We start from the raw sequence: 24,908 nt of genomic DNA, 5'->3' as shown, positions 1-24,908 counted from the left end.
GCAGCCTGCATCAGGTCAGATTTTGCAACTGACCGCCTGCGGCATTACACTTCCGCCTTTCTGCTATTGATTGAAGGTGCTTATGTCTGAACCTTTCCAGCGTCAGCCGCTACCCTTGCCGGGCGGTCATAAAAAAGTTTTACTGCACTCCTGCTGCGCACCCTGTTCGGGGGAAGTGATGGAAGCGATGCTGGCCTCCGGCATTGAATACACCATCTATTTCTACAACCCGAATATTCATCCGCTCAAAGAGTATGAGCTGCGCAAAGAGGAGAATATTCGTTTTGCCGAGAAATTTGGCGTGCCGTTTGTCGATGCTGACTATGACCGGGATAACTGGTTTGAGCGGGCGCGCGGGCTGGAGTGGTCACCGGAACGGGGTGAACGCTGCACCATGTGCTTCGATATGCGCTTTGAGCGCACGGCACTCTATGCCCATGAGAACGGATTCCCGGTAATGACCAGTTGTCTGGGTATTTCACGCTGGAAAGATATGAAGCAGATTAATAGCTGTGGTGTCCGTGCAGCGGCGGCGTATCCGGATCTGATGTACTGGGATTTTAACTGGCGTAAAGGTGGCGGATCGGCGCGCATGATTGAAATCAGTAAGCGCGAAAGTTTCTATCAGCAGGAATATTGCGGCTGCGTCTATTCACTGCGCGACACCAATCGTCATCGCGTCACCCAGGGACGTGAGCGTATTAAGATTGGTGTGCAATATTATCAGCCGGATGAATCCTGATTAACTGATATCGCAGAAAGCATCTGCCTGCGCATAGCCGCGCGCTGAGCGCGTAACAGGCCGGACTGTTACGCCACAGCTCTGCTTTATGCTTCCTGGCCTTACGTAGCTGCACAGCGCGCAGGGGTCGTCAACGTCGGCCATCTGCTGCTTCGCTTCTTCACTCATCAGACGTTTACGGCAGGCGCTTGGCGTGCAGCCCATAATCTGCTTAAACGAGCGGGTAAAAGATTGCTGGCTTTCAAAATGGTATTTCAGTGCCAGGCTGATGATTGGCGTGCGGCTGTTTTTTAAATCATTCACACTGGCGTTAAGTTTTTTCTTACGAATATAGCGCGCCAGTGTTTCATTATGATAACGGGCAAAGAGTTTCTGTAAATACCATTTCGAATACCCGGCTTTTTCTGCAATATCATCCACGCTTAAACGCTGGTCGAGATTATTATTAATCCACTCAGTAATTGAGACGATCACGCTTTCGTTATATCTGTTTTCTTTCATGGCTGTTCTCCCCTGTTTAATTAAGAGGAATTATGAATTATTTATCTTAATGTGCTTATTCTTTGCGTAAAGTTCTTTCAGTATTTGAATCGTTATCTCTGAAGAGATTCATATGAACAGCAGTTATTAATAAAAAGCATGAATTGTAATTGGTTTGTTGGTAATTACAGGCGAGGGATACTCGATCCTGGGCGAATAACAATAAACGCGAGCATATGATTTGGCTTTCGGCCTCGCAGCTAACGCAGCCAGCGTCGATGACATCAACGTCATAGCACGGACCATCAATAGATTTTCTGCCGCGACATGCCAGGCTTACGACTTACCTTTAACCTGGAGAACCCTGGATGAGCCCGACATACGTGTTGAAAAAACCGCTTGCCGCTTTGCTCACCTCGCTGGCTTTATTTGCGCATGCACCTGCCAGTGCCGCTGGTGTGTATGGCGAACAGCTGGAAGGATTTCATTACCCCTATCCTCTGCAGCATTTCGATTTTCAGTCCCAGCAGCAACCGCTGAGTATGGGCTATATGGATGTGAAACCGGCGCAGCGTGCCAACGGCGAAACCGTTGTGCTGATGCACGGTAAAAACTTCTGTGGCGCAACGTGGGAAGAGACCATTCGCGCGCTGACTCAGCAGGGATATCGCGTTATCGCGCCCGACCAGATTGGCTTCTGCAGCTCGACCAAGCCAGCCAGTTACCAGTACAGCTTTCAGCAGCTGGCAGATAACACCCATCAGCTGCTCGCCCGGCTGGGTGTAGAGAAGGCAGTGATTATCGGTCACTCCACGGGCGGAATGCTGGCAACGCGTTATGCGCTGATGTACCCGGAACAGACGCAGAAGCTGGTGCTGGTCAACCCGATTGGGCTGGAGGACTGGAAAGCCAAAGGCGCACCGTGGCGTTCGGTGGATCAGTGGTATCAGCGCGAACTGAAACTCAGCGCGGAGGGCATTAAGAAGTATGAGCAGCAGACCTACTATGTCGGGCGCTGGAAACCTGACTATGACAAGTGGGTCGATATGCTGGCCGGGCTCAACAGCGGGCCGGGACATCAGAAAGTGGCGTGGAACTCCGCGCTTATCTACGACATGATTTTCACGCAGCCGGTATTGTATGAATTTGGCGCTCTGAACGTGCCCACCACGCTGATGATCGGCACCTCAGACACCACAGCCATCGGCAGTGATATCGCTTCTGCAGACGTGAAAGCCCGGCTGGGGAATTATGCGGTGCTGGGGAAAGAGACCGCAGAACGTATTCCGGGCGCGCGCTTAATTGAATTTCCCGGTATGGGACACGCGCCGCAAATGGAAGAACCGGCAAAGTTTAACCAGGCGCTGCTCAACGATCTGGGCCGGCCCTGAAGGGTCAGGTGCTGCGGCACCTGATCTCAAACCGCTACGCGTTTCTGCTTCTTCCTGAGGTACATCTGCTCATCGCTGTCGTGCAGCAACTGCTCCAGCGACTGTGGATGCGCCGCGTCAAACTCCACCACGCCAGACGAGAATTGCAGACGATAACGACGATTCAGACTGACTGACTGCTGTTGCAGATAACGGTCAAACTGCGCGAGCAATGCTTCGCTCTGCTGCTGCTGCAGGCCGTTGAACAGCACCACGAACTCATCGCCGCCCAGACGGGCAAACAGATCGGAGTGCTTAAACACCACCTTCATCGCATCGGCAAAGTCCATCAGCGCGCGGTCGCCTTCACGGTGGCCCAGCGAGTCGTTAATCTGCTTAAATTTGTCGAGATCGAGAAAGGTCAGGCAGGCGGGCCGGTTTTTCATCCGGCACTCATTCAGCACCATCTGCCCCAGCGTCATAAAGCCGCGGCGATTGGTAATCTGGGTCAGCTCATCACAGGTGGCGGTCTGAAAGGCGACCAGTTCCGCTTCAGCCATCGCGGCCAGGTCACGCATCGTGGCCTGATCCTCTTCATTAAACTGGCGCGGTTCACGGCCAATAATACAGAGCGTGCCCATTTTGGCACCGCCCGGCGCACGCAGAGGACAGCCGGCATAAAAGCGAATGTGCGGCTCACCGGTTACCAGCGGATTATCATAAAAACGCGCATCTTTTTGCGCATCTTCAACGATCATGATCTCATCCTGAAGAATGGCGTGGCCGCAAAATGAGATGTTGCGGGGCGATCCTTTAGGTTCATAGCCCTGAGCGGATTTAAACCACTGATGGTCAGCTTCCAGCAGGCTGACTAACGCGATAGGAACGTCATACAGGCGGCGCGCCAGGCGGGTTAAACGATCAAACCGCTCCTCCGCTGGCGTGTTCATTATGTTCAGCGCACGCAACTGCGATAAACGTTGTGCCTCGTCGGCAGGGATTTCAGGTGCTTTCATCTCAGAGACCTTTATTGTTTTAGCTGAAGCCAGGTTCTGGTGTTTGCCTTACGGCGAAGAAGAAGAGCGTGGCATAGCAACCACGCTCTTTATGAGGAGGGGATCAGAGCACTTTTTGTTCTGCGAGATCAAGGGCGAAATAGCTGAAAATCAGGTCCGCACCGGCGCGTTTAATCGCACCGAGGCTTTCCAGCACCACATTGCGCTCATCAATAGCACCGGCCTGCGCGGCAAATTTGATCATCGCGTATTCGCCACTCACCTGATACGCCGCCAGCGGCAGTTCGGTACGTTCACGAATGTCGCGCAGGATATCCAGATAGGCACCTGCCGGCTTCACCATCAATGAATCCGCGCCCTGAGCCGCATCAAGCAACGATTCACGGATCGCTTCACGACGGTTCATCGGGTTCATCTGGTAGGTTTTACGGTCGCCTTTCAGCGCCGTTCCGGCGGCTTCACGGAACGGGCCGTAAAACGATGAAGCGAATTTGGTGGAGTAGGACATGATGGCGGTCTGGGTAAAGCCCGCCGCGTCCAGTGCCCGGCGAATCGCCTCAACCTGACCATCCATCGCCGCTGACGGCGCAATGAAATCCGCACCGGCTGCGGCGGCAACCACCGCCTGTTTACCCAGATTTGCCAGGGTTGCATCGTTATCGACACCATGATCGCAGAGCACGCCACAGTGACCGTGGCTGGTGTATTCGCAGAAGCAGGTGTCAGACATCACAATCATTTCCGGCACGGTGTCTTTGCAGATGCGGGACATGCGTGCCACCAGACCGTTTTCGTTCCAGGCATCGCTGCCGGTCGCGTCGGTATGGTGCGAAATACCAAAGGTCATCACCGAGCGAATGCCCGCTTTGGCGATGCGCTCAATCTCATAGGCGAGACGTTTTTCCGGAATACGCATCACGCCAGGCATCGCCTGAATCGCTTTGTAATCGTCGACTTCTTCTTCAACAAAGATAGGCAGAGCCAGATCGTTCAGGCTCAGAGAAGACTCCTGGAACATTTCACGCATTGAAGCGCTGGCGCGCAATCGTCTTGGGCGCTGGATAAGGGAATAATCAGACATTTTCATTCTTAAGCAGGTGAAAAAAGTGGCTACAGTTTACTCTCTTTGTCTGCGAGGCATGAAGGTTTGTGTGCGGTAATAAGAGGGGAAAAGAACTCTCCCGCCGGGCGGCGGGAGAGCAGAACGATTACTCGTTGATATCCGGATGCTGCTGCACCAGGTTTTTACGTTTCGCTTCCAGGCGGGCAATCTCTTCGTCGATATCTTCGATTTTGTGCTCGATGTTATCGTGATGCTCCTGCAGGATTTCGCGCGCTTCTTCCATGTCTGAGGCGGCCGGCGTGGCACCTTTCAGTGGCTTGTTCGCCGTCTCTTTCATGAACAGACCGGTAATCAGACCAATCACCGCGACCACCATCAGATAGTAGGCTGGCATGTAGAGGTTGTTGGTGGTTTCTACCAGCCAGGCCGCCAGCGTTGGCGTCAGACCGGCAACCAGTACCGAGATGTTAAACGCACTCGCCAGCGCACTGTAGCGGATGTGCGTCGGGAACATCGCAGGCAGTGACGAGGCCATCACACCGGTAAAGGCGTTGAGGATCACCGCCATCAGCAGCAGACCACCAAAAATCAGGCCCAGCACGCCACTGTTGATCATCATGAAGGCGGGAATCGCGAAGACCAGCAGGGCGATACTGCCGATGATGATAAACGGACGGCGGCCGAAACGGTCACTCATCATGCCGATCATCGGCTGAACAAACAGCATACCAATCATGATGGCGATGATAATCATCACGCCGTGATCTTCGCTGTAATGCAGGTTGTGCGACAGGTAGCTCGGCATGTACGTCAGCAACATGTAGTAGGTGACGTTCGTGGCGATAACCAGACCGATACAGGAGAGCAGGCTGCGCCAGTGTTTGGTCGCAATCTCTTTAAATGAAACCTGCGGACCATCCTGCAGGCCTTCACGGTCGCCCTGTTCCAGTTTGTCCACATGCTGCTGGAATGCCGGGGTCTCTTCCAGCGCATGGCGCAGGTAAAGACCGATGATGCCCAGCGGCAGCGCGACGAAGAACGGCAGACGCCAGCCCCACTCAAGGAAGCGCTCTTCCCCGATAATAGAGGAAATCAGCACGACCAGGCCCGCGCCGAGCACAAAGCCCGCAATCGAACCGAAGTCGAGCCAGCTTCCCATAAAGCCGCGTTTACGGTCAGGCGAATATTCGGCCACAAAGATAGACGCACCGGTATATTCACCGCCTACCGAGAAGCCCTGTGCCATCTTGGCTAACAGCAGCAGAATCGGTGCCCAGATGCCGATGGAGGCATAGGAGGGTATCAGGCCGATACAGAACGTACTGACCGACATGATGATGATGGTGATAGAGAGAATTTTCTGACGACCATATTTGTCGCCCAGCATACCGAAGAACAGACCACCTAGCGGACGGATCAGGAAGGGGACAGAGAAGGTACCCAGCGCGGCGATCATCTGCACGCCTGGTGATGCATCCGGGAAGAAGACTTTACCCAGTGCATAGGCCACAAAGCCATAAACACCGAAGTCGAACCACTCCATCGCGTTCCCCAGAGAGGCCGCGGTGATGGCTTTACGTAAACGGGCATCATCGATGATAGTCACATCATCGATCCCAATTGGTTTTACACGCTTCCTACGCAATTTCATAGAATTACCCTGTAATGGAACACGAAAGTCCTCAACGGCGCGAGCCGCGGTGAGTCATCAGACCGCTGCGTTGAGAAATTTAAGCATAGCTTCAAATAAGCGCGGTTTACGCGCTCACTGACACAATAATTACTGTTGTGATTATTGCGAACAGCGACAGAGTATACCGTTTTTGTGTGATATCTGTCATGTTTGGGCTACATACAGGCTATTTTTACCACTGATGCGGCTGATTAGCTGCGAAAAAAATTATCACGCTGCGTGACAACCGCCGTTTTTTTCAGCAAATTGAGGGTGATGCGCGGCGATAGCGACGCCGCAGGTGGTTATTCGCTATACAGAGCCGGATGGCAGTAAGCCAGGCGGCTTAACAAAGACGCTTAGACGCCGATATTGCGCGGCGAGTCTGTTAAGTTCAGGGGCGGTTCAGAGGCTGACTGTCTGATGAGTCTCAGAGGCATGATCCGCTTTAACCGGCTGTTCGCCCTGCCTGGCGAGCCAGGCGATCAGCGCCGCGTTGTCCATCGGGCGGGCATAATAATAGCCCTGGATAAAGACTACGCCGCGCCGATGCAGATAGCTGAACTGCAATGCGTTTTCGACGCCTTCCCCCAGGACTTCCAGCTCAAGCTCATGACTGAGCTGAATGATTGCATCCAGTACCGGGGTTCTGCCCTCCAGGGATTCAATCGCGTTGATAAAGCCGCGATCGATCTTCAGATAATCCATCGTAAAGGTCTGTAAATAACTCAGCGAACAGTGACCGGTACCAAAATCATCAATCGCGACTTTCATTCCGCAACCGCGCAGCTGCTCCAGTTTGCGTGCTACCTCAACGCCGTCTTTGATCAGGCTGCGTTCGGTCAGCTCCAGGGTAATCAGGAACTGCTTCTCTTTTACCCGCCCGGCGAAGTGCAGCATATCGTCGACAAAATCCGGATGCTGCAGATGATCGGCCGCCACATTGATAGCCAGATGGAAGCCTGGCTCAACCTGCCACGCCTGCACATCCTCTGCAATTAAATCGAGCAGATGACGGGTCAGCGGCACAATCATGCCTTCCGCTTCAGCGGCACCGATAAAAATATCGGGCCGGATCCCGTTACCGTCCGGTGTTGTCCAGCGCAGCAGTGCCTCTGCGCCGCTGCAGCGCTGCTGTCGGTTGTCATAGACGGGCTGATAGTGCGCCCTGAACTGGCCGCTGGCGATGGCCCGTCGAATCTCATCGCGCCAGGAAATACGCCGTTGCAGCCAGTTCGCCATCAGCATCATCAGCAGAATAGAGAAAATTATCGCCATCGGCATGATGATCAACATCACCTGACGCCATGCCGAGATCAGCTCAGAGGGTGAGGCAATAAGGGTGACAGAGAGTGGATATCGACTGGAGCCGGCCTGATAAATCAGCGGTTCAAACCAGCCGGACAGGGCGATTTGCGGATCGCCAAACGAGATCGGCGCGCCGTCGTTAAACTCCATGCTGAAATGATAGAGATGGGTGCTGCTGATAGCGCGCATAAAATCGATGAGATACTGGCCATCAATCACTGCCCAGAATCCCTCACCATCGGCCAGATCGCGCATAAAAATCACTGCGGGACGATCCGGCACACCTGTGGTTCCTGCAATCGACAGGCTCCACCAGGCTTTTCCGGTGACCGGCGCGTCACGCATGATCATATCGCTCAGAGAACCCGGTTTTGTACCATAGGCTGAAGAGCAGGCAATTCTGTTTTCTTCCATCTTACCGACGGCGCGAAAATAGGGATTCAGCGAACCGATGCGCTGCAACTGGTTTTCAATCTGGCGGCACGACTGATGCTGAAACTGGCGCAGCTCAGTAATCATATCCCACGCGCTGTCGCTCATTCTCTCGGCCTGAGATAACAGGGTGTTTGCCGCGCTCACCTGCTGCTGCCGAACGGTATGGCGCGCATCAAGGGCGGTGAAAAAAATGCCAATAATCAGAGGCAGCACACCGGAGATAATAATCACCAGCCTGGCGTAGTCGCGTTTTCGTTTTAGTAGCGGCACCGCTAAATCCTCTGGATATTATTGGTATTATACGGAGGGGCTAATCAGTGGCGCAGCATAGCATTTCTCCGGGCGGTGCAGATTAGCGTTTTTGCCATCAACTGAACTGACTCAGGTCAATTATCGACCAGACTTTGCATTTAATGACAGGTTGTTTTGCCTTTATTGGTATTCAGCAAAAAAATCAGATGAGCAGGGACGACAGGCGCGGCAAAAGGGCGAATCACTTGCGGTAGCCCGGGGAGACCCTGGCCCGCCTGAGAGCGGGCGCAGGGTAAACGTGTTTCTCAATCAGCAAAATAGATCTGTTTCAGCGCCACTTCAACGCCGCGCAGTTCAGCCAGTCCTTTCAGCCGGCCAATGGCAGAATAGCCGGGATTGGTATGCTTATGCAGGTCATCCAGCATCTGATGGCCGTGATCGGGACGCATCGGAATCGCTCGCTGATTGCCTGCCTGGCGACGCCGCTGCTCTTCCGCCAGAATGACCCTGATGACACCGACCATATCGACGTCGCCCGCCAGGTGCGCGGCTTCATGGAAGCTGTTGGGGTTATCCTCGCGTTTTGTGGCGCGCAGGTGGACAAAGTTAATGCGGTCGGCATAGGTTTCCGCCATCTCAAGCAGCGCATTGTCGGCACGCACGCCATAGGAACCCGTACAGAAACAGAAACCGTTGTGCAGACTGTCCACGGTTTCCTTCAGCCACTGCATATCTTCCTGGGTAGAGATAATGCGCGGCAGGCCCAGAATCGGGCGCGGTGGATCGTCCGGATGTACTGCCAGTTTAATACCCACCTCTTCGGCAACCGGCACAATGGCGCGCAGGAAAGTCGCCATATGCTCGCGCAGTGTTGCTTTGTCGATGCCGTCATACTGCGCCAGCTGTGCCTGGAACTGCTCCAGCGTGTAACCCTCTTCGGCTCCAGGCAGACCGGCGATAATATTGCGCACCAGCGTGCTTTTCTCTTCAGCGCTCATGGCGGCAAAGCGCTGAGCGGCGGCCTGCTGTTCAGCCGCGCTGTAATCCTGCTCCGCACCCGGACGCTGCAGCAGATAAAGTTCGAAGGCGGCGAAAGCGTCGGCGTCGAAGCGTAGCGCTTTTGCGCCATCCGGCAGCGTCCAGGCGAGATCGGTGCGCGTCCAGTCCAGCACCGGCATAAAGTTGTAGCAGACGGTATCAATGCCGCAGGCGGCCAGATTGCGTATCGACTGCTGATAGCTGGCGATATAGCGAAGGTAGTCACCGCGCTGGGTTTTGATCGCCTCATGAACCGGAATGCTCTCCACTACCGACCAGACCAGACCTTTTTCCGCCAGCAGCGCCTGACGCGCTTTAATCTCCTCAACCGGCCACACTTCGCCGTTAGGGATATGGTGCAGCGCCGTCACAATACCGGTTGCGCCCGCCTGACGGGCATCATCCAGGGAGACCGGGTCGTTCGGACCGTACCATCGCCATGTATGTTCCATTTTTACTCCTCAACTGTGATGCGGCCCAGTGGTCAGGCCGCTGGGCCAAGAGTATGATAGAGGGCAAAACAGGGCCGTGATCCGGATCGCAGCATGACAAACTGCATCCGGCAAGTGAGCGGTTTATGCGGAATAAAAGGAGAAGGTAATGAACCTGCCAGTCATTAAAACGGAGCGCCTGTACCGTCAGATCGCCAACGCCATTATGGCCGGTATCGCGCGCGGTGATTTTGTGGCGGGCGGCCTGTTACCGCCCGAGCGCGAGCTGGCAAAACAGCTGGGTGTCAGCCGTTCGTCAGTGCGTGAAGCATTGATTGCGCTGGAGATGACCGGCTGGGTCGATATCCGTACCGGCAATGGTGTTTACGTCGCTCAGCCGCTGCCACAGGCCGCAATCCCGCAGGAGAGTGAAACCTGCAGCCTGCAGGACCTTTTGCAGGCGCGTGAAGCCTTTGAAGGCATGCTGGCAGGATTTGCCGCCCGTAACGGAACCGCCGTGCAGCGGGAGGCACTGCTGGCGCTGACCGCTGAACTGCAGCAGTACAATGAAAACGACGCGGTGTTTCTGGAGCAGGATAAACGCTTTCATCTGCTGATCGGTGAGATGAGTGGCAATGACGTGTTACGCGACCTGCTGGAGCAGCTCTGGAACCGGCGTCACAGCCCACACGTGCAGCGGCTGGAACGCCATTATGCCGATAACAGCTTTGCGCAGGCGATGAACGCTGACCATCAGCAGATCGCCGACGCGATTGTGGCAGGCGACGAAGCAGTAGCCCGCCAGGCGATGGAGAGCCATCTGCAGCACGTCCAGCAGCGGCTACTTGGTTAATCCCCGAACGCGTTTAGGTCGTCCGGTGCCCAGCATAATCGCCAGACGGCTGCCGCCCGGCGTGGTCTCCATCAGGATTTTGGTAATGCTGGTCAGCGGCACCGAGAGCAGCATGCCGACCGGTCCGAGCAGCCAGCCCCAGAAGACCAGTGACAGAAATACCACCAGCGTTGATAAACCCAGGCCGCGACCCATCAGACGCGGTTCCAGCATGTTACCAAACACCATATGAATCGCGGTAAACAGCGCTGCCACCATCGCGGCATCAAACAGGCTGTTCAGTAACAGCGCCTGCAGAAAAGGCGGAATGCCGGCAATAATCGGGCCGATATTAGGAATATAGTTGAGGATAAATGCCACGACGCCCCACAGCAGCGCGAACTTTACATCCAGCAGATAGAGACTCAGCCAGACGGCGATGCCGGTGATGAGACTCACCAGGGTTTTTAGCGCCAGATAGTGCGTTACACCTTTCAGCGCCTTATGCAGCCCGGCGATGCGAATTTTGGGATTTACCAGTGCGTTACGCATTTTGTAAGGCAGGTGATGAACCTCAAACAGCATAAAGACCACGGTAAGCACCAGCAGCACGGTATTGGTCATCGCGCCGGAAAAGCCGCTGAGCGCCACGCTCGCCAGGTTCATCATGGTATTCGGGTCAAAGCGCTGTACCAGCGCATCGGTAGAAATATTGAGATGAAAACCCGCCGCCAGATGTTGCAACACCGTCATTTTCTGCTCCATGGTGGCGCGCAGTTGCGGGTAGAGATCAGAAAACTCGCTCATCGAGCTGGCGATGATGGCACCCAGCAGCAGAATACCGCAGAAGATCACAGTAATGACCAGCCCAATCGCCAGTCCACGGCGGAAGCCACGACGCATCAGCATTGTCACCAACGGATTCAGCACAATGGCAAAGAACGCCGCCAGCAGAAGCGGGACCAGAATATCGGACGCGGCCCGAACCCCGGCAAGAATGATGACCAGCATTGCCAGTTTTATCAGAATATTTTGTCCAATCTTTTCCCGTTGCAGCTCGCTCATTGCCTCTCCCGTGACGTAATCTGGCTGTTGGAAGTGTAGCTGAAAGAAAATTAACAATCTGATTTATCAGAGAAACGGTAAAGCGCGGCGGCATAATAGCGAGGTAATCAGCGCCATCGCACTCAGCTATGACGCCAGGGCCGCGACGCCCTGCTGTTCCTGTTTTTACGCCGCGTTCTGCTGCCCGATAACCGAGCCATTGGGATGCGCCAGTGACGAAAGCGGGTATAGTTAAAGGATAAACCTTATCATTCAGCCAACTACGCGCGAGAACCTATGCCTGAACAGCCTGCAGCGGAACAGAATGCTCCATCCGGAAGCCTGAATATCTCGCTGCTGATCCTCTCTATCGTCGCCTACAACTTTGCCAGCTATCTCACTATTGGTCTGCCGCTGGCGGTCCTGCCTGGCTGGGTGCATGACCAGCTGGGCTTCAGCGCATTCTGGGCGGGCGTGGTGATCAGCCTGCAATATGTGGCAACACTGCTGAGCCGGCCACACGCCGGGCGCTATGCCGATCTCTGGGGACCAAAGAAAGTGGTGGTGACCGGTCTGGTGGGCTGTCTGATTAGCGGATTGTGTATTCTGCTGGCGGCGCTGATCGCATCACCGGTGTGGAGCCTGATACTGCTCTGCGTGGGCCGGTTGATTCTGGGTGTGGGCCAGAGCTTTACTGGCACCGGCACCTCGTTGTGGGGGGTGGCGCGGGTGGGGTCACTGCACATTGGCCGCGTGATTTCCTGGAACGGCATCGTCACCTACGGTGCGATGGCGATAGGCGCGCCGCTGGGCGTGGTGATCTTCCGGGCAGGTGGGCTGCTGTGGCTGTCACTGGTGATTGTGGCCATCTGCGTGGTCGGCATCGTCTGCGCGGTCCCGCGTCCGGCGGTAAAAGCCAGCCGCGCCAGACCGCTGCCGTTTCGGGCGGTGCTGGGGAAAATCGCTGGCTTTGGCGCAATTCTGGCGATGGGATCGGCAGGTTTCGGCGTGATTGCCACCTTTATCACGCTGTTCTATCAGGATAAAGGCTGGGAAGGGGCCGCCTTTGCGCTCTCCCTGTTCAGCGCTGCTTTCGTCGGGGCGCGCCTGCTGTTTCCGAATGCAATTAACCGCCATGGTGGCCTGCGGGTCGCCAGCGTCTGTCTGGCGGTTGAGGCTGCCGGACTCTTTCTGGTCGCTGCAGCGGGTGATCCCTGGATGGCAAAAGCGGGCGCGTTTCTGACCGGCGCCGGATTCTCACTGGTGTTCCCGGCGCTGGGTGTGGTGGCGGTAAAAGTAGTGCCGCAGCAGAATCAGGGCAGCGCCCTGGCGACCTACACCGCTTTTATGGATCTGTCGCTGGGAATAACCGGGCCACTGGCCGGGTTCATCATGAATTATGCGGATGTTTCACGCGTCTATCTGCTCACGGGATTGCTGGTCTGCGTCGCGTTTTTCTGCACGCTGCGTCTGCAGCGGCGTCACGCTTCAGCGTCAGTAACGGACGAGAGTTCAGGATAAAAAAAATGGCCCAGCAGTGGGCCATAACGTCTTTTCAGACACAGATAAACGTATAAATTATGGCTGAAACAGGCTTCAGGCCTGCAGCAGTTCAATACTGTGGCGGATCTGGCGTTCAATCTCCGCCGGGGTCCAGCTGTTGAGCTGACCGGAGAACGGCTCAAAGGCGTAGACGCCTTTGTAGCCGAGCATTTCCAGCCGTTTAACCTGCACCACGCTCTTCAGCACATCGTTGTCACTCAGCATGATCCGTTCGTCGTCGGTCAGTTCGGCAGTCGGACGCCGATCTTCCACGCCCGAAAGATGCACCAGCCCAATCTGGTCAATATCGATACCTGTCGGAAATTCCTGTTCAGCCTGCTCATAGAGATGATGATGAAAGGTATCCAGCAGCAGCTTAAAGGGCACGCCTGCCTCTGCGATCAATTCCTGCGCCTGCACGATCGAACGCAGTGAGCTGACCGGAAACCCCAGCGGCTCGACCAGACCCTGAATACCGTAATGGGCAAAGCGCGGCGCCAGCTTCTGCATCGCCGCCTGCGTCTGCTGAGGCGACACGGTAATTTCCTCATTCAGTGGACACATCACCAGTGCCTTTGCGCCAATCTGTTGTGCTGTCTGTAACAGCGACTCGGCCCGCGTCAGCAGCGCGTCATCAATCCGGTTAAACGGATAGAGCGCATTAATCGTGACGATATCGATGTGATACTTATCGGCAAGGGCGCGCAGCTGAACGGTACTGAGATCATCGGTGACGCTGCCGCCCGGCATGTCATTACGCAGTTCGACCTTGCTCAGCCCCAGACGCTGAACCAGCTGAAAGAAGGCCTCCAGCGAGAGCCGGGGCGCAATTTTGCGGTTGATACAGAAACGGGTGGGATCGATAGCCATGCGCTGACTCCGGGACAGGAGAATGATGGGCTAAAGAAAACATTTATTTCATTGATAGTGAATTATGAAATGCAAATTATTAGATCGGTCTCGCATTAATTTCATATTCCGTTTCAGTCTGATGCATAAACGCTGGAGCAACGTCGCAGGAATACCAGCTCTCACCACCTCTGCTATTCGCCTGTCAGGCTAAGGCTGAGTGCTATTAAACGCCTCCTGCCATCGGGACATCGTCAGGCGCTGAAGGGCGGCAAAAATGCGATCCGTGCCGCTAAAAGCAAATTTTCCAAAAAGAATTATTTGAAAAATTTATTCCACTGTAATAGCTTCATAGCACGCTTTCAGGTTTGCCTGGTCAGGCAGTGTGGCAGGCCACAGGGCCCGTCTGCAGGGAACTTAACCATCTTAAGAGGCAACATCATGACAATCATAGGTAACTTTATTGGCGGCCAAACGACGTTCAGCGCCAGCAACGAAACCATTCCTGTTTACGATCCGGCAACCGGCAAAGTGGTACGTGAACTGACGCAAAGTACCGCTGATGAAGTGGCTCAGGCGATTGGTGTCGCACATGACGCATTTGCTGCCTGGTCAAAAACCTCGCCGCTGCGTCGCGCCCGCGTTCTGTTTAACTTTAAAGCCCTGATGGAGCAGCATCGTGATGAGCTGGCGGCGCTGATTGTCTCTGAGCATGGCAAAGTCTGGTCTGATGCGTTAGGTGAACTGACGCGCGGCATTGAAGTGATTGAGTTTGCCTGCGGGATTCCACATCTGCTTAAAGGTGAATATTCCCCGAACGTCGGCGGCGGCGTTGACAGCTTCTCGCTGATGCAGCCGGTGGGTGTCGTGGCGGGTATTACGCCGTTTAACTTCCCCGCAATGGTGCCGCTGTGGATGTTCCCGATCGCCCTGGCCTGCGGTAATACCTTTGTTCTGAAGCCACCAGCGCTGGATCCGTCTGCGGCCGTGCGTATGGCTGAACTGCTGACCGAAGCGGGTCTGCCGGATGGCGTATTCAACGTGGTGCACAGCTCTAACGAAGATGCTGAACAGCTCTATAAAGATCCGCGCATTGCTGCGGTGAGCTTCGTCGGGTCATCGGGCGTGGCTGAACATATCTATAAAACCGCCAGCGCCCACGGCAAGCGGGTGCAGGCGTTTGGCGCGGCGAAAAACCACGCTATCGTTATGCCGGACGCCGATCTGGATGCCACCGTTAACGCGATTATGGGCGGCGCATTTGGCTCGGCCGGTGAACGCTGCATGGCGCTGCCAGTGGTGGTCGCGGTGGGCGATGATACTGCCGACAAACTGATTGCCCGTCTGACGCCGCTGGTGAAAGCGCTGCGGATCGGCCCTGGGATCAATCAGGGTGCCGAAGAAAATGAGATGGGGCCAGTTGTCTCAGCTGCACACCAGAAGAAGGTGCTGGGTTACATCGATAAAGGCGAGCAGGAAGGCGCGAAGCTGGTGGTCGATGGCCGTAACGTGCAGGTTGCAGGCCACGCCGAAGGTTACTACGTTGGTGGCACGCTGTTTGATAACGTCACCTCTGAGATGGTGATCTGGCGTGAAGAGATTTTTGGCCCGGTGCTGAGCATCATGCGCGCACCGGACTACGACAGCGCGCTGCAACTGGTCAACAGCCATGAGTTTGGTAACGGCAGCGCCATTTTCACCAGCAACGGTCACACCGCGCGTGAGTTTGTGCAGAACGTTGAAGCGGGCATGGTCGGTGTTAACGTGCCGGTTCCGGTACCGATGGCGTTTCACAGCTTCGGTGGCTGGAAACGTTCGGTGTTTGGCGCGCTCAATGTTCACGGGCCGGATGGCGTGCGCTTCTATACCCGAATGAAAACCGCCACCGTGCGCTGGCCGTCCGGTCAGCAGACCGTGTCTGAATTCAGTATGCCAACCTTAGGCTGATCTATTTCAACGCTGATCGCGACCGGCAGGAGAGTCTGCCGGTCGCTTTGTTCGCTGGCACCTCGCCCGTGAGCCTACCGCAGCGTCAATCGTGACAGAGAGGAGGATCAGGATGTCTTTACTGTCGAAAGCACAGGCCCCTGACGCACAGGGTCGTATCCAGCATGTGACGCCTGAGCGCGCTGGCTGGCGTTATGTTGGCTTTGATGCTTATCTGCTGAAAAAAGGGGAAACCCTGCGTCTGACCAGCGGTGATAAAGAGCTGTGTCTGGTGCTGGTGGCCGGGCTGGCCTCGGTGAAAACCCGCCATGCTGAATTTCCCGGCATCGGTAAGCGCATGTCGCCTTTCGAACGTGTGCCGCCATATTCTGTGTATGTGCCGCATGATGATGAAGTGGAAGTCTATGCTGACAGCGATCTTGAGCTGGCTGTCTGTAACGCACCCGGTCAGGGCAATCTGCCTGCAAGACTGATTGCGCCAGCCGATGTCGGTGTTGAGCATCGCGGAAAAGGGCGCAATCAGCGCCTGGTTCACAATATCCTGCCTGACAATGAACCGGCTGATAGCCTGCTGGTGGTGGAAGTCTATACCAACGAGGGCGATACCAGCTCTTATCCCAGCCACAAGCACGACCAGGAGGAGAGTGAAAACGAAACCTACCTGGAAGAGACCTACTATCACCGTTTCGATCCGGAACCTGGCTTTGCCATGCAGCGCGTTTACACCGACGACCGTTCCCTGGATGTCTGTATGGCACCCTATAATCGCGACGTTGTGATGGTACCGCGCGGCTATCATCCGGTAGCGACGCTGGCGGGATACAACAACTACTATCTGAACGTGATGGCGGGGCCGGTGCGGCTGTGGAAATTTACCTGGGAGAAAGATCACGCCTGGGTGAACAGCGACAGCTATCCACGGAAAGCGTAAGTCTTCGCTGAAAAATAAACAGCAATCACCGTTTATAACCCGCGTTCATATCAGTAAAAAGGGCAGCCTGTCGCGCTGCCCTTTTTTGTGTGTGAAACTCAGCTGGTCTTTGCGTTGTTCAGCGCCAGCGAAACCGCCAGCGTCTGTGCCAGGCAGAGTGAGGCGACCTGCGAACGGAAGCCATCGACCTGTGCTTCTCGCACCACAAAACAGACATCGCTAAAGGCAGCCAGTGGGCTGACCTGACTGTCGGTAATGGCAATCTGATGCGCGCCACGCTTGGCTCCCATTTCGACTACCTCGACCGCTTCACGCGCATAGGGCGAGTAGCTGATCGCAATCACCACATCTTTCGGGTTAACCAGGCTGAGCTGCTCGGTGAACATCCCGCCCAGACCATCAATCAGAAAAGCACGACGCTCCAGATGACGCAGCGCGTAGACCAGATAGGAGGCGACGCTGAACGAGCGACGCAGGCCAATTACATAGATGTTCTCAGCCTCATTCAGCAGCTTCACTGCTTTGTTCAGCTGCTCAGGGTTTACCTGCATCGCCAGCTGCTGCAGCGCCTGGCTGTTCACCATGGTAAAGACGTTAAGGATCTCCGCCGGACTTTCAGGCGCACTGGCGCTGTCGTCCGTTGAGGTCTGACGAAACAGACGCGCGCGCTCGGTATAATTGACCGTCTCTTCCATCAGGTGCTGACGAAAAACCTGTTTCATTTCGTTGAAGCCGCTGAAGCCAAATGCATTCGCAAAACGGATCAGCGTCGACGGCGGCACATCGGCCTGCTGAGCAATTGAGGCGACGGTATCAAAAGCAATACTGTTACTGTTATCAAGGATGTAGCGCGCAACCTGTTTAAGACGCTTGCTCAGCGTTTCGTAGCGGCGACGAATATCGTCCTGCAAGAGAGAAAGTTGGGTGGGATTATTGTTCATCACTTCTGCCCGTATCATTAGAATAATGGCTGCATAATGAGCGCTATAGTATCAGATGGATGGAAAATTTCATTTCTTTGCGTCAACGATGCGGTTTATTTCATGGCTTTATGAAATGGTTCACAGATTAGCCTCAGCGCCCGAGGCGCGCCTCTGCACAGGTCATAACAGGATGAAAACCGGCGTGGAAAGTCAGTGAGGGGAAGAGGGATGCGAGTAAAAACGCCATCCCGGCTGGGATGGCGTGAGATTGTTGAAAAGTGTGCCCCTTCCCGCTGTAAGACTGTGCAGGCTCAGGTAACACGGTCAGATCGGAAAGTCGCTAAAGCCATCCCTGGCCGCTCGGCCCGCGCAATTACGCACCTCATCCCTGAGGTGCGCCCGTAGCCGGGCCAACGCGTTGCGTTGTTCAAAAACGCCTGGCGTTTTTATCCGGGCGGCGGGACGCTTTCCTCCTCTGACCGTGTTACCTGCGCATTGAGCTTATTCGTTGCGGCAACATTCACCCTGCTTTGAATGAGTCAGCAGTCTGAGGCTATCCCGGTTGAGACAGCCTCTGGCAGAGCAGGAAATCAGGCGCGGGCAGCGCGCCAGTACTCAATCAGTCGCAGATAGTTGCCTTTAACCGTCTCAATCAGCGCCTGATCGTCCAGCTCCCCCTGTAACCACTGGCGGGAAGGCTGACCAAATATAGTGCGGCCTACCGCAAAACCTTTCACCCAGGGCGCTTTGGCCGCCGCGGCGAAGCCCGCTTTAAGCTTCTCTTCGGGCGCATCCAGACCGAGTAACAGAATGCCGCGACAGTGAGGATCCTGCTGCTCAATCAGACCGCTGATCGCCTGCCAGCTCTCTGCGGATAGCGGGGGCAGTTTCCACCAGTCCGGCTGGATGCCCAGACTGTAAAAATGGCTCAGTATATCGAGGTAATAGGCTTCATTCTTATCCGGGTTACTCTCGGGAAGAATCACTTCCAGCAGCAGCTCATGGCCACTTTTATTGCAGCCTTTCCAGACGTCGAGCACCAGATCGTCCTGCTCTTTGCGCAGTTCAGCACTGTCATGTGGATGATAGAAGACCAGACATTTCACGACATGTTCGGCGGGCCAGTCGATTAGCTGCGAGCCGATGTTGCCATGCTCCAGACGCAGTGGACGTGAGCTGGGCAGCTCGATTGGGCGGCCAATCCACCACTTTTTACCCGTGATGGCATTCAGCGCTTTCTGACCATACGTGGTATCCGCCAGAATGCCACTTTTGTTCTCTAGTCCCGCCTCACTGGCCGCCTGCTGAGCGGCTTCCAGCAGCAGCAGTTTAAGCTGTGGAATGCGGCTCTCATCAACGCCCGCTTCCTGCGCCATATCCGCCAGCTGTTTGCGATGGTCAAAGGCGAAAACGTTCAGCTCCGGCCACTGCTGCTTACGGGTGGTCACACGGTGCAGATGGTTCAGACGACTGTCGAGATCGGGACGTTTCACCTCTGTGTCGCGGCTCAGGAAATCATCCAGCTCCGCTTTGGTTGGCATGGCAGGGGCACAGCCGTGGCGCGACACGACCAGCGCGCCACAGGCATTGGCATAACGGCACGCCTGCTCCCAGCCTTCATCATTCAGCCAGCCGCGCAGCAGGCCAGACATAAAGGCATCGCCCGCGCCCAGCACGTTGAGCACGTCGACGCGCACGCCGGTGTGCAGCTGAGTCTGTTCCCAGCTATCCGGAATTTCACCTTCAAACACCACACAACCCAGCGGACCGCGTTTGCAGACCAGCGTCGCCTGGCTCGCCTGACGCACGTTTTTCAGCGCAGTCAGAGTATCGGTGCTGCCACCGGCAATATGAAACTCCTCTTCGGTGCCGACGATCAAATCGAAATAGTGCACCACTTCCTGCAACTGCTGCGTGACCTGAGAGGACTCAATGAAACGTGTTTCACCGTCGCCCAGAGAGGTCAGTCCCCATAACACCGGGCGGTAATCGATATCCAGCGCCGTGCGCAGGCCATTGCGGCGGGCGATATCCAGTGCTTTCAGCACCGCTTCACGCGTCTGCGGATGGGATAAGTGCGTGCCGGTGACCGCCACCGCGCGGGACGAGGTAATAAAGGCTTCGTCGATATCGTCCGGCACCAGACCCATATCAGCGCAGTTATCACGGTAGAAAATCAGCGGAAAAGTCTCTTCATCTTTAATCCCCAGGATCACCATGCCAGTCAGGCGTTTTGCATCGGTGATCAGGGCATCGGTGTTACAGCCCACGCGCTGCAATTCCTCACGCAGAAAGCGACCATTATGCTCATCTCCCACCCGCGCCAGCATCGCTGATTTCAGCCCCTGAATCGCGGTGCCATAAGCGACGTTGCCCGACGATCCCCCCAGATATTTAGCAAAGGAGGTGACATCTTCCAGCCGCGCTCCGATTTGCTGGCCATAAAAATCAACGGCGATGCGCCCGATACAAATCACATCAAGCGGCTTCTGTTGTGTACTCATACCTGTGGTTTCCTTCTGTGATTCGCAGAGCTGGTGGGCGAAAAAACCGATCCAGGCAGGCTCTGCTTCCGGGTCTGTGGGTATCTGGCTGACTATGAGGGGAGTATGAGGAATAAAAATTCCATATTCAATATGAAATGAAATATCCATCGCAATTTTGTGAACCAGGTAAAACTCCTGATTGCCGCCCACCTGCACGATCTCTGCTGCTACGATGTGCGGTATGTCAGGGTTGTGAAGGCGATCGCAGGAATCAGCACGCCAGTCAGGCAAGCTGCTGCATTGAAATGAATTTTTTCATCATGAACCACTCTCTGCTAAACGTTCCAGATTTCCCCGTCGTGATCGCTCGCCAGTCCTGCTGCCATCGTTAAATTTGATCTCACTCGCAAAATGAAATGTTTCTTCTGTAATCGTGTTTTATGAAAAATATATTTGTTTATAATCGCCTCACGTTTCAGTTATTCCGGCCGCTTTTCCGCCAATGACAACGCCTGGCGCGCTGTCGCGGAAGTCGGGGTCCACCAGCATGTAAGGAAGAAACATGGGCACAATCAGACTGACCACGGCACAGGCGCTGGTTAAATTTCTTGATAATCAATTCATCGATGTTGATGGCGTTGAGACGAAGTTCGTCAAAGGCATCTTCGCCATCTTCGGCCATGGCAACGTGCTGGGGCTGGGCCAGGCGCTGGAACAGGACAGCGGCGATCTGGTGGTCTGGCAGGGGCGTAATGAGCAGGGCATGGCCCATGCTGCCACTGGCTTTGCCCGTCAGTCGCTGCGCCGTCAGATTATCGCCTGCAGTTCGTCTGTAGGACCGGGTGCGGCTAACATGATTACTGCCGCCGCCACTGCGACCGCTAACCGCATTCCTCTGTTGCTACTGCCCGGCGACGTCTTCGCCACGCGCCAGCCCGATCCGGTGCTGCAGCAGATTGAGCAGAGCTACGATCTCAGCATCAGCACTAACGACGCCTTCCGCGCCGTCAGCAAATACTGGGATCGTGTCAGCCGCCCTGAGCAGCTGATGTCCGCCTGTATCAATGCCATGCGCGTGCTGACCGATCCGGCCGAAACCGGCGCGGTCACGCTGTCGCTGCCGCAGGATGTGCAGGGCGAAGCCTGGGATTACCCGGACTACTTCTTCCAGAAACGCGTGCACCGTCTGGATCGTCGCCTGCCGGTCGCGGCGCAGCTGGCGGATGCCCTGACGCTGATTAACCGTAAGCGCAAGCCGATAATTATCTGCGGCGGCGGGGTAAAATATTCCGAAGCGGGCGAGGCACTGCGCCAGTTTGCCGAACGCTATCAGATTCCCTTTGCCGAGACGCAGGCGGGCAAGGGCACGCTGGTCTCTGACCATCCGCTGAATGTCGGCGGCGTAGGCGAAACCGGCTGTCTGGCCGCTAACCTGCTGGCGAAAGAGGCCGATTTAGTCATCGGCATCGGCACCCGCTACACCGACTTCACCACCGCATCCAAATGGATTTTCCAGCATCCCGATGTCAGCTTCCTGAACATCAACGTCAGCAACTTCGACAGCTACAAGCTCGATGGTGTGCAGCTGCTGGCCGATGCCCGTGAAGGGCTGACCGCGCTCACTGCTGCGCTGGCCTCACAGCACTACAGCAATGACTGGGGCAATCAGATTGAGCAGGCGCAGAGTCAGCTGCTGAAAGAGACGCAGCGCGTCTATCAGGTGGAATATCACGATGGCGACTTTGTGCCGGAGATTGCTGACCATCTCGATCGCGAAGCGGTGTTCGCAGAATTTAACCGCCTGACTCAGTCACTGCTGACGCAAAGCAGCGTGCTCGGCACCTTAAATGAGCAACTGCCGAAAGATGCGGTCGTGGTAGCCGCCGCAGGCAGCCTGCCGGGCGACCTGCAGCGCGTCTGGCGCACCAAAGATTACAACGCCTACCACGTCGAATATGGCTACTCCTGCATGGGCTATGAAGTGAATGCCGCGCTGGGTGCAAAACTGGCGCAGCCGCAACGCGAGGTCTATGCGCTGGTCGGCGACGGCTCCTTTATGATGCTGCACTCTGAGCTGGTCACCTCGATTCAGGAAAGGGCGAAGATCAACGTCGTGCTGCTGGATAACATGACTAACGGCTGTATCAACAACCTGCAGATGGAACACGGTATGGACAGCTTCACCACCGAGTTCCGTTTCCGTAACGCGGAAAGCGGCAGGCTGGACGGTGGCTTTATCCCGGTCGATTTCGCGGCCATTGCTGCCGGTTATGGCTGCAAAACTTATCGCGTCACCAGCCTGGAGCAGCTTAAAGCGGCGCTGGAAGATGCCCGCACCCAGACGGTTTCTACCCTTATCGACATCAAAGTGCTGCCAAAAACCATGATCCACAAATATTTCAGCTGGTGGCACGTCGGCGTAGCACAGGCGTCGAAAACCGAACGCGCTCAGGCGGTGGCGGACAAGCTCAACAGCCATCTGGATCAGGCGCGCAAATACTGATTTCCGGGCCGTGCTGCGGCCCGTTTTCCTCTTCTCCGTACGAACCCTACACAGGTGTAATTATGACTTTGAAACTTGGCGTCATCGGTACAGGTGCAATTGGTCAGGAACATATTCGCCGCTGCAGCCATGTGCTGCAGGGGGCTCAGGTGGTTGCCGTCTCTGACATCAATGTTGACGGCGCGCGGGCTGCACTGCAACGCCTGAACATAGAGGCGGAGGTGTTTGAAAATGGTCATGATGTGATTCAGTCATCCAACGTCGATGCGGTGCTGGTCACCTCATGGGATCCGACCCACGAAGAGTTCACCTTAGCGGCAATTGCCGCCGGTAAACCGGTCTTCTGTGAGAAGCCGCTGGCGATGAGCGCCGAGGGCTGCCGCCGGGTAGTGGATGCAGAGATTCAGGCGGGTAAACGCCTGGTGCAGGTTGGCTTTATGCGCCCTTACGATGCAGGCTATCGCGCCCTGAAAAAAGTGATCACCGATGGCGATATCGGTGAACCGCTGATGCTGCACTGCGCGCACCGCAACCCGACCGTGCCAGAAAACTACACCACGCCGATGGCGATTACGAATACCCTGATCCACGAGCTGGATGTGCTGCGCTGGCTGACCAGTGACGACTATAAAACGGTGCAGGTGATCTTCCCGCGCGTGACGTCAAAGTCTCATGGTCAGCTGAAAGACCCGCAGATCGTCCTGTTCGAAACTCACAAAGGGGTCCGCATTGACGTCGAGATCTTCGTTAACTGCGCTTACGGCTATGACATTCAGTGTGAAGTGGTCGGTGAAGAGGGCATTGCCCGCCTGCCAGAGCCTTCTTCGGTGCAGCTGCGCAAAGATGCCCGCCTGTCGAACACCATTCTGGTGGACTGGAAAGATCGCTTTATCGAGGCGTATGACGTTGAGCTGCAGGCGTTTATCAACGATATCAACGCGGGCCAGCTTACTGGTCCTTCTGCCTGGGATGGCTTTGCTGCCTCGGTGGCCGCCGATGCCTGCATCAAAGCGCAGAACAGTGGTGCGATCGAGACGGTAGAGATGCCACCGCGTCCCGCTTTCTATAACTGATTCAGCTGTCTATGCGGCCTGGCCGCTCTCCGCCTGGGAATGAGAAGATGAACAAAGAGAATGTAAAACTGGCGATCGCGCCGATCGGCTGGACCAACGATGACATGCCGGATCTCGGCAGTGAAAACACCTTTCAGCAGACCGTCAGTGAGATGGCGCTGGCGGGCTTTACCGGTAGCGAAGTGGGCAGCAAATACCCGCGGGATCCGGCGATTCTGAAACCGATGCTCGATATTCGCGGCATCGAAATCTGCAATGCCTGGTTCAGCACCTTTTTTGCCAACGGCGATAAAGAGAAAACCATCGAACAGTTCATCGAGCACATGAACTTCCTGCATGCGATGGGCGCGCGGGTGATTGGCTGTTCTGAGCAGAGTAAAAGTATTCAGGGCACCGGGCTTGCGGTGTTTGAAGAGAAAGCGATTTTCAGCGATGAAGAGTGGCGGTTAACGGCAGAGGGCTACAACGAACTGGCCCGCATCGCAGCGGACAAGGGGATGCGCGTGACGCTGCATCACCACATGGGCACCGGCATTCAGACCACTGAAGAGATTGACCGGTTTATGACGATGACTGACGAGCAGGTTGGTTTACTCTATGACACCGGCCACGTCTACTACTCCGAAGGCTCCCAGCAGAAGATGCTGGCGGTACTGGAAAAATATCTGCCGCGCATCTTCCATGTTCATCTTAAGGATGTGCGTGATGAAGTGGTGGCTGAGGTGCGCGAGAACCATCTCTCATTCCTGGAGGGCGTCAAAAAGGGCACCTTTACCGTACCTGGCGATGGCGTGATCGACTTCAAACCCGTGTTTAAAATCCTGGACGATTACGGCTACAAAGGCTGGATGGTGGTGGAAGCGGAGCAGGATCCGGCGCTGGCCAATCCGTTTGAGTATGCGGTGAAAGCGCGGAAATATATCCGGGAAAATACAGGCTTATAAAGTTCTGTGAACAAAGGCGTGCTTCCC

Annotated in this window: 19 protein-coding genes; 9 read left to right on the top strand and 10 right to left on the bottom strand. The window is 55.5% G+C overall.

All coding sequences use genetic code 11. The annotated features are described in order from the left end of the window. Positions 1 to 82: 82 nt before the first annotated feature. Positions 83 to 742, top strand: a complete 660-nt coding sequence (locus ACTJKZ_RS17995; protein WP_150011223.1) for an epoxyqueuosine reductase QueH — start codon at positions 83 to 85, stop codon at positions 740 to 742. Here the strand turns inward: ACTJKZ_RS17995 and ACTJKZ_RS17990 are convergent, their stop codons facing one another. Continuing rightward, complete coding sequence (locus ACTJKZ_RS17990) at positions 743 to 1,243, bottom strand: helix-turn-helix domain-containing protein (protein ID WP_013359375.1); 501 nt, start codon at positions 1,241 to 1,243, stop codon at positions 743 to 745. A gap of 347 nt (positions 1,244 to 1,590) precedes the next feature. Here ACTJKZ_RS17990 and ACTJKZ_RS17985 point away from each other — a divergent pair, with 347 nt between their 5' ends. Further along, complete coding sequence (locus tag ACTJKZ_RS17985) at positions 1,591 to 2,613, top strand: alpha/beta fold hydrolase (protein ID WP_222924878.1); 1,023 nt, start codon at positions 1,591 to 1,593, stop codon at positions 2,611 to 2,613. Between the two features lie 26 nt (positions 2,614 to 2,639). Here the strand turns inward: ACTJKZ_RS17985 and ACTJKZ_RS17980 are convergent, their stop codons facing one another. From ACTJKZ_RS17980 to uxuA, 5 genes are all read right to left on the bottom strand, one after another. Continuing rightward, positions 2,640 to 3,608 (bottom strand): sensor domain-containing diguanylate cyclase, encoded by a 969-nt coding sequence (locus ACTJKZ_RS17980; RefSeq protein WP_222924879.1) that lies wholly within the window; start codon positions 3,606 to 3,608, stop codon positions 2,640 to 2,642. A 103-nt stretch (positions 3,609 to 3,711) separates the two neighbouring features. Next, a complete protein-coding gene (hemB, locus tag ACTJKZ_RS17975) occupies positions 3,712 to 4,689 on the bottom strand; it encodes a porphobilinogen synthase (protein WP_033734324.1) in 978 nt (325 codons plus the stop codon). 127 nt (positions 4,690 to 4,816) lie between these two features. Beyond that, positions 4,817 to 6,322, bottom strand: a complete 1,506-nt coding sequence (gene proP, locus ACTJKZ_RS17970) for a glycine betaine/L-proline transporter ProP (RefSeq protein WP_161734137.1) — start codon at positions 6,320 to 6,322, stop codon at positions 4,817 to 4,819. A 426-nt stretch (positions 6,323 to 6,748) separates the two neighbouring features. Continuing rightward, positions 6,749 to 8,356, bottom strand: a complete 1,608-nt coding sequence (locus ACTJKZ_RS17965; protein WP_440829900.1) for an EAL domain-containing protein — start codon at positions 8,354 to 8,356, stop codon at positions 6,749 to 6,751. A 287-nt stretch (positions 8,357 to 8,643) separates the two neighbouring features. Further along, positions 8,644 to 9,828, bottom strand: coding sequence for a mannonate dehydratase (uxuA, locus tag ACTJKZ_RS17960; RefSeq protein ID WP_253420344.1), 1,185 nt, complete (start codon positions 9,826 to 9,828; stop codon positions 8,644 to 8,646). Between the two features lie 148 nt (positions 9,829 to 9,976). Here uxuA and ACTJKZ_RS17955 point away from each other — a divergent pair, with 148 nt between their 5' ends. After that, the gene (locus tag ACTJKZ_RS17955; protein WP_161734143.1) at positions 9,977 to 10,660 is read left to right on the top strand and encodes a FadR/GntR family transcriptional regulator; all 684 of its coding nucleotides are present in this window, start codon (positions 9,977 to 9,979) and stop codon (positions 10,658 to 10,660) included. Here the strand turns inward: ACTJKZ_RS17955 and ACTJKZ_RS17950 are convergent. Then, entirely contained in the window at positions 10,649 to 11,704 is a 1,056-nt protein-coding gene (locus ACTJKZ_RS17950) for an AI-2E family transporter (protein WP_161734145.1), read from the bottom strand. The genes ACTJKZ_RS17955 and ACTJKZ_RS17950 overlap by 12 nt on opposite strands. A 276-nt stretch (positions 11,705 to 11,980) precedes the next feature. Here ACTJKZ_RS17950 and ACTJKZ_RS17945 point away from each other — a divergent pair, with 276 nt between their 5' ends. After that, positions 11,981 to 13,204, top strand: a complete 1,224-nt coding sequence (locus ACTJKZ_RS17945; RefSeq protein WP_222924882.1) for an MFS transporter — start codon at positions 11,981 to 11,983, stop codon at positions 13,202 to 13,204. A 75-nt stretch (positions 13,205 to 13,279) separates the two neighbouring features. On the opposite strand, the gene ACTJKZ_RS17940 is transcribed toward ACTJKZ_RS17945, so the two are convergent. Beyond that, positions 13,280 to 14,095, bottom strand: coding sequence for a TIM barrel protein (locus ACTJKZ_RS17940; RefSeq protein ID WP_440829899.1), 816 nt, complete (start codon positions 14,093 to 14,095; stop codon positions 13,280 to 13,282). A 420-nt stretch (positions 14,096 to 14,515) separates the two neighbouring features. Here ACTJKZ_RS17940 and ACTJKZ_RS17935 point away from each other — a divergent pair, with 420 nt between their 5' ends. Both ACTJKZ_RS17935 and iolB read left to right on the top strand, forming a co-directional pair. Then, on the top strand, positions 14,516 to 16,021 hold the full coding sequence (locus ACTJKZ_RS17935) for a CoA-acylating methylmalonate-semialdehyde dehydrogenase (protein ID WP_161735566.1): 1,506 nt from the start codon (positions 14,516 to 14,518) through the stop codon (positions 16,019 to 16,021). A 112-nt stretch (positions 16,022 to 16,133) separates the two neighbouring features. After that, positions 16,134 to 16,952, top strand: a complete 819-nt coding sequence (iolB, locus tag ACTJKZ_RS17930) for a 5-deoxy-glucuronate isomerase (protein ID WP_161735564.1) — start codon at positions 16,134 to 16,136, stop codon at positions 16,950 to 16,952. A 98-nt stretch (positions 16,953 to 17,050) separates the two neighbouring features. On the opposite strand, the gene ACTJKZ_RS17925 is transcribed toward iolB, so the two are convergent. Both ACTJKZ_RS17925 and ACTJKZ_RS17920 read right to left on the bottom strand, forming a co-directional pair. Beyond that, positions 17,051 to 17,893, bottom strand: a complete 843-nt coding sequence (locus ACTJKZ_RS17925) for a MurR/RpiR family transcriptional regulator (RefSeq protein ID WP_010253340.1) — start codon at positions 17,891 to 17,893, stop codon at positions 17,051 to 17,053. A gap of 572 nt (positions 17,894 to 18,465) precedes the next feature. Further along, positions 18,466 to 20,379 (bottom strand): bifunctional 5-dehydro-2-deoxygluconokinase/5-dehydro-2-deoxyphosphogluconate aldolase, encoded by a 1,914-nt coding sequence (locus ACTJKZ_RS17920; protein WP_222924885.1) that lies wholly within the window; start codon positions 20,377 to 20,379, stop codon positions 18,466 to 18,468. A gap of 544 nt (positions 20,380 to 20,923) precedes the next feature. Between ACTJKZ_RS17920 and iolD the strand changes: the two genes are divergently transcribed. From iolD to iolE, 3 genes are all read left to right on the top strand, one after another. Beyond that, positions 20,924 to 22,864: a 3D-(3,5/4)-trihydroxycyclohexane-1,2-dione acylhydrolase (decyclizing) gene (gene iolD / locus ACTJKZ_RS17915; protein WP_161735560.1), complete on the top strand. Its 1,941-nt coding sequence runs from the start codon at positions 20,924 to 20,926 to the stop codon at positions 22,862 to 22,864. A gap of 62 nt (positions 22,865 to 22,926) precedes the next feature. Next, positions 22,927 to 23,937, top strand: coding sequence for a Gfo/Idh/MocA family oxidoreductase (locus ACTJKZ_RS17910; RefSeq protein ID WP_440829898.1), 1,011 nt, complete (start codon positions 22,927 to 22,929; stop codon positions 23,935 to 23,937). A 47-nt stretch (positions 23,938 to 23,984) separates the two neighbouring features. Next, positions 23,985 to 24,881, top strand: coding sequence for a myo-inosose-2 dehydratase (gene iolE / locus ACTJKZ_RS17905; protein WP_161735556.1), 897 nt, complete (start codon positions 23,985 to 23,987; stop codon positions 24,879 to 24,881). Positions 24,882 to 24,908: the final 27 nt, after the last annotated feature.

Source organism: Pantoea sp. 22096 (assembly GCF_052045955.1).
Lineage (GTDB): Bacteria > Pseudomonadota > Gammaproteobacteria > Enterobacterales > Enterobacteriaceae > Pantoea > Pantoea alfalfae.
Note: the sequence above shows the minus strand (reverse complement) of the source record. Positions and strands in the feature narration are given on the sequence as shown.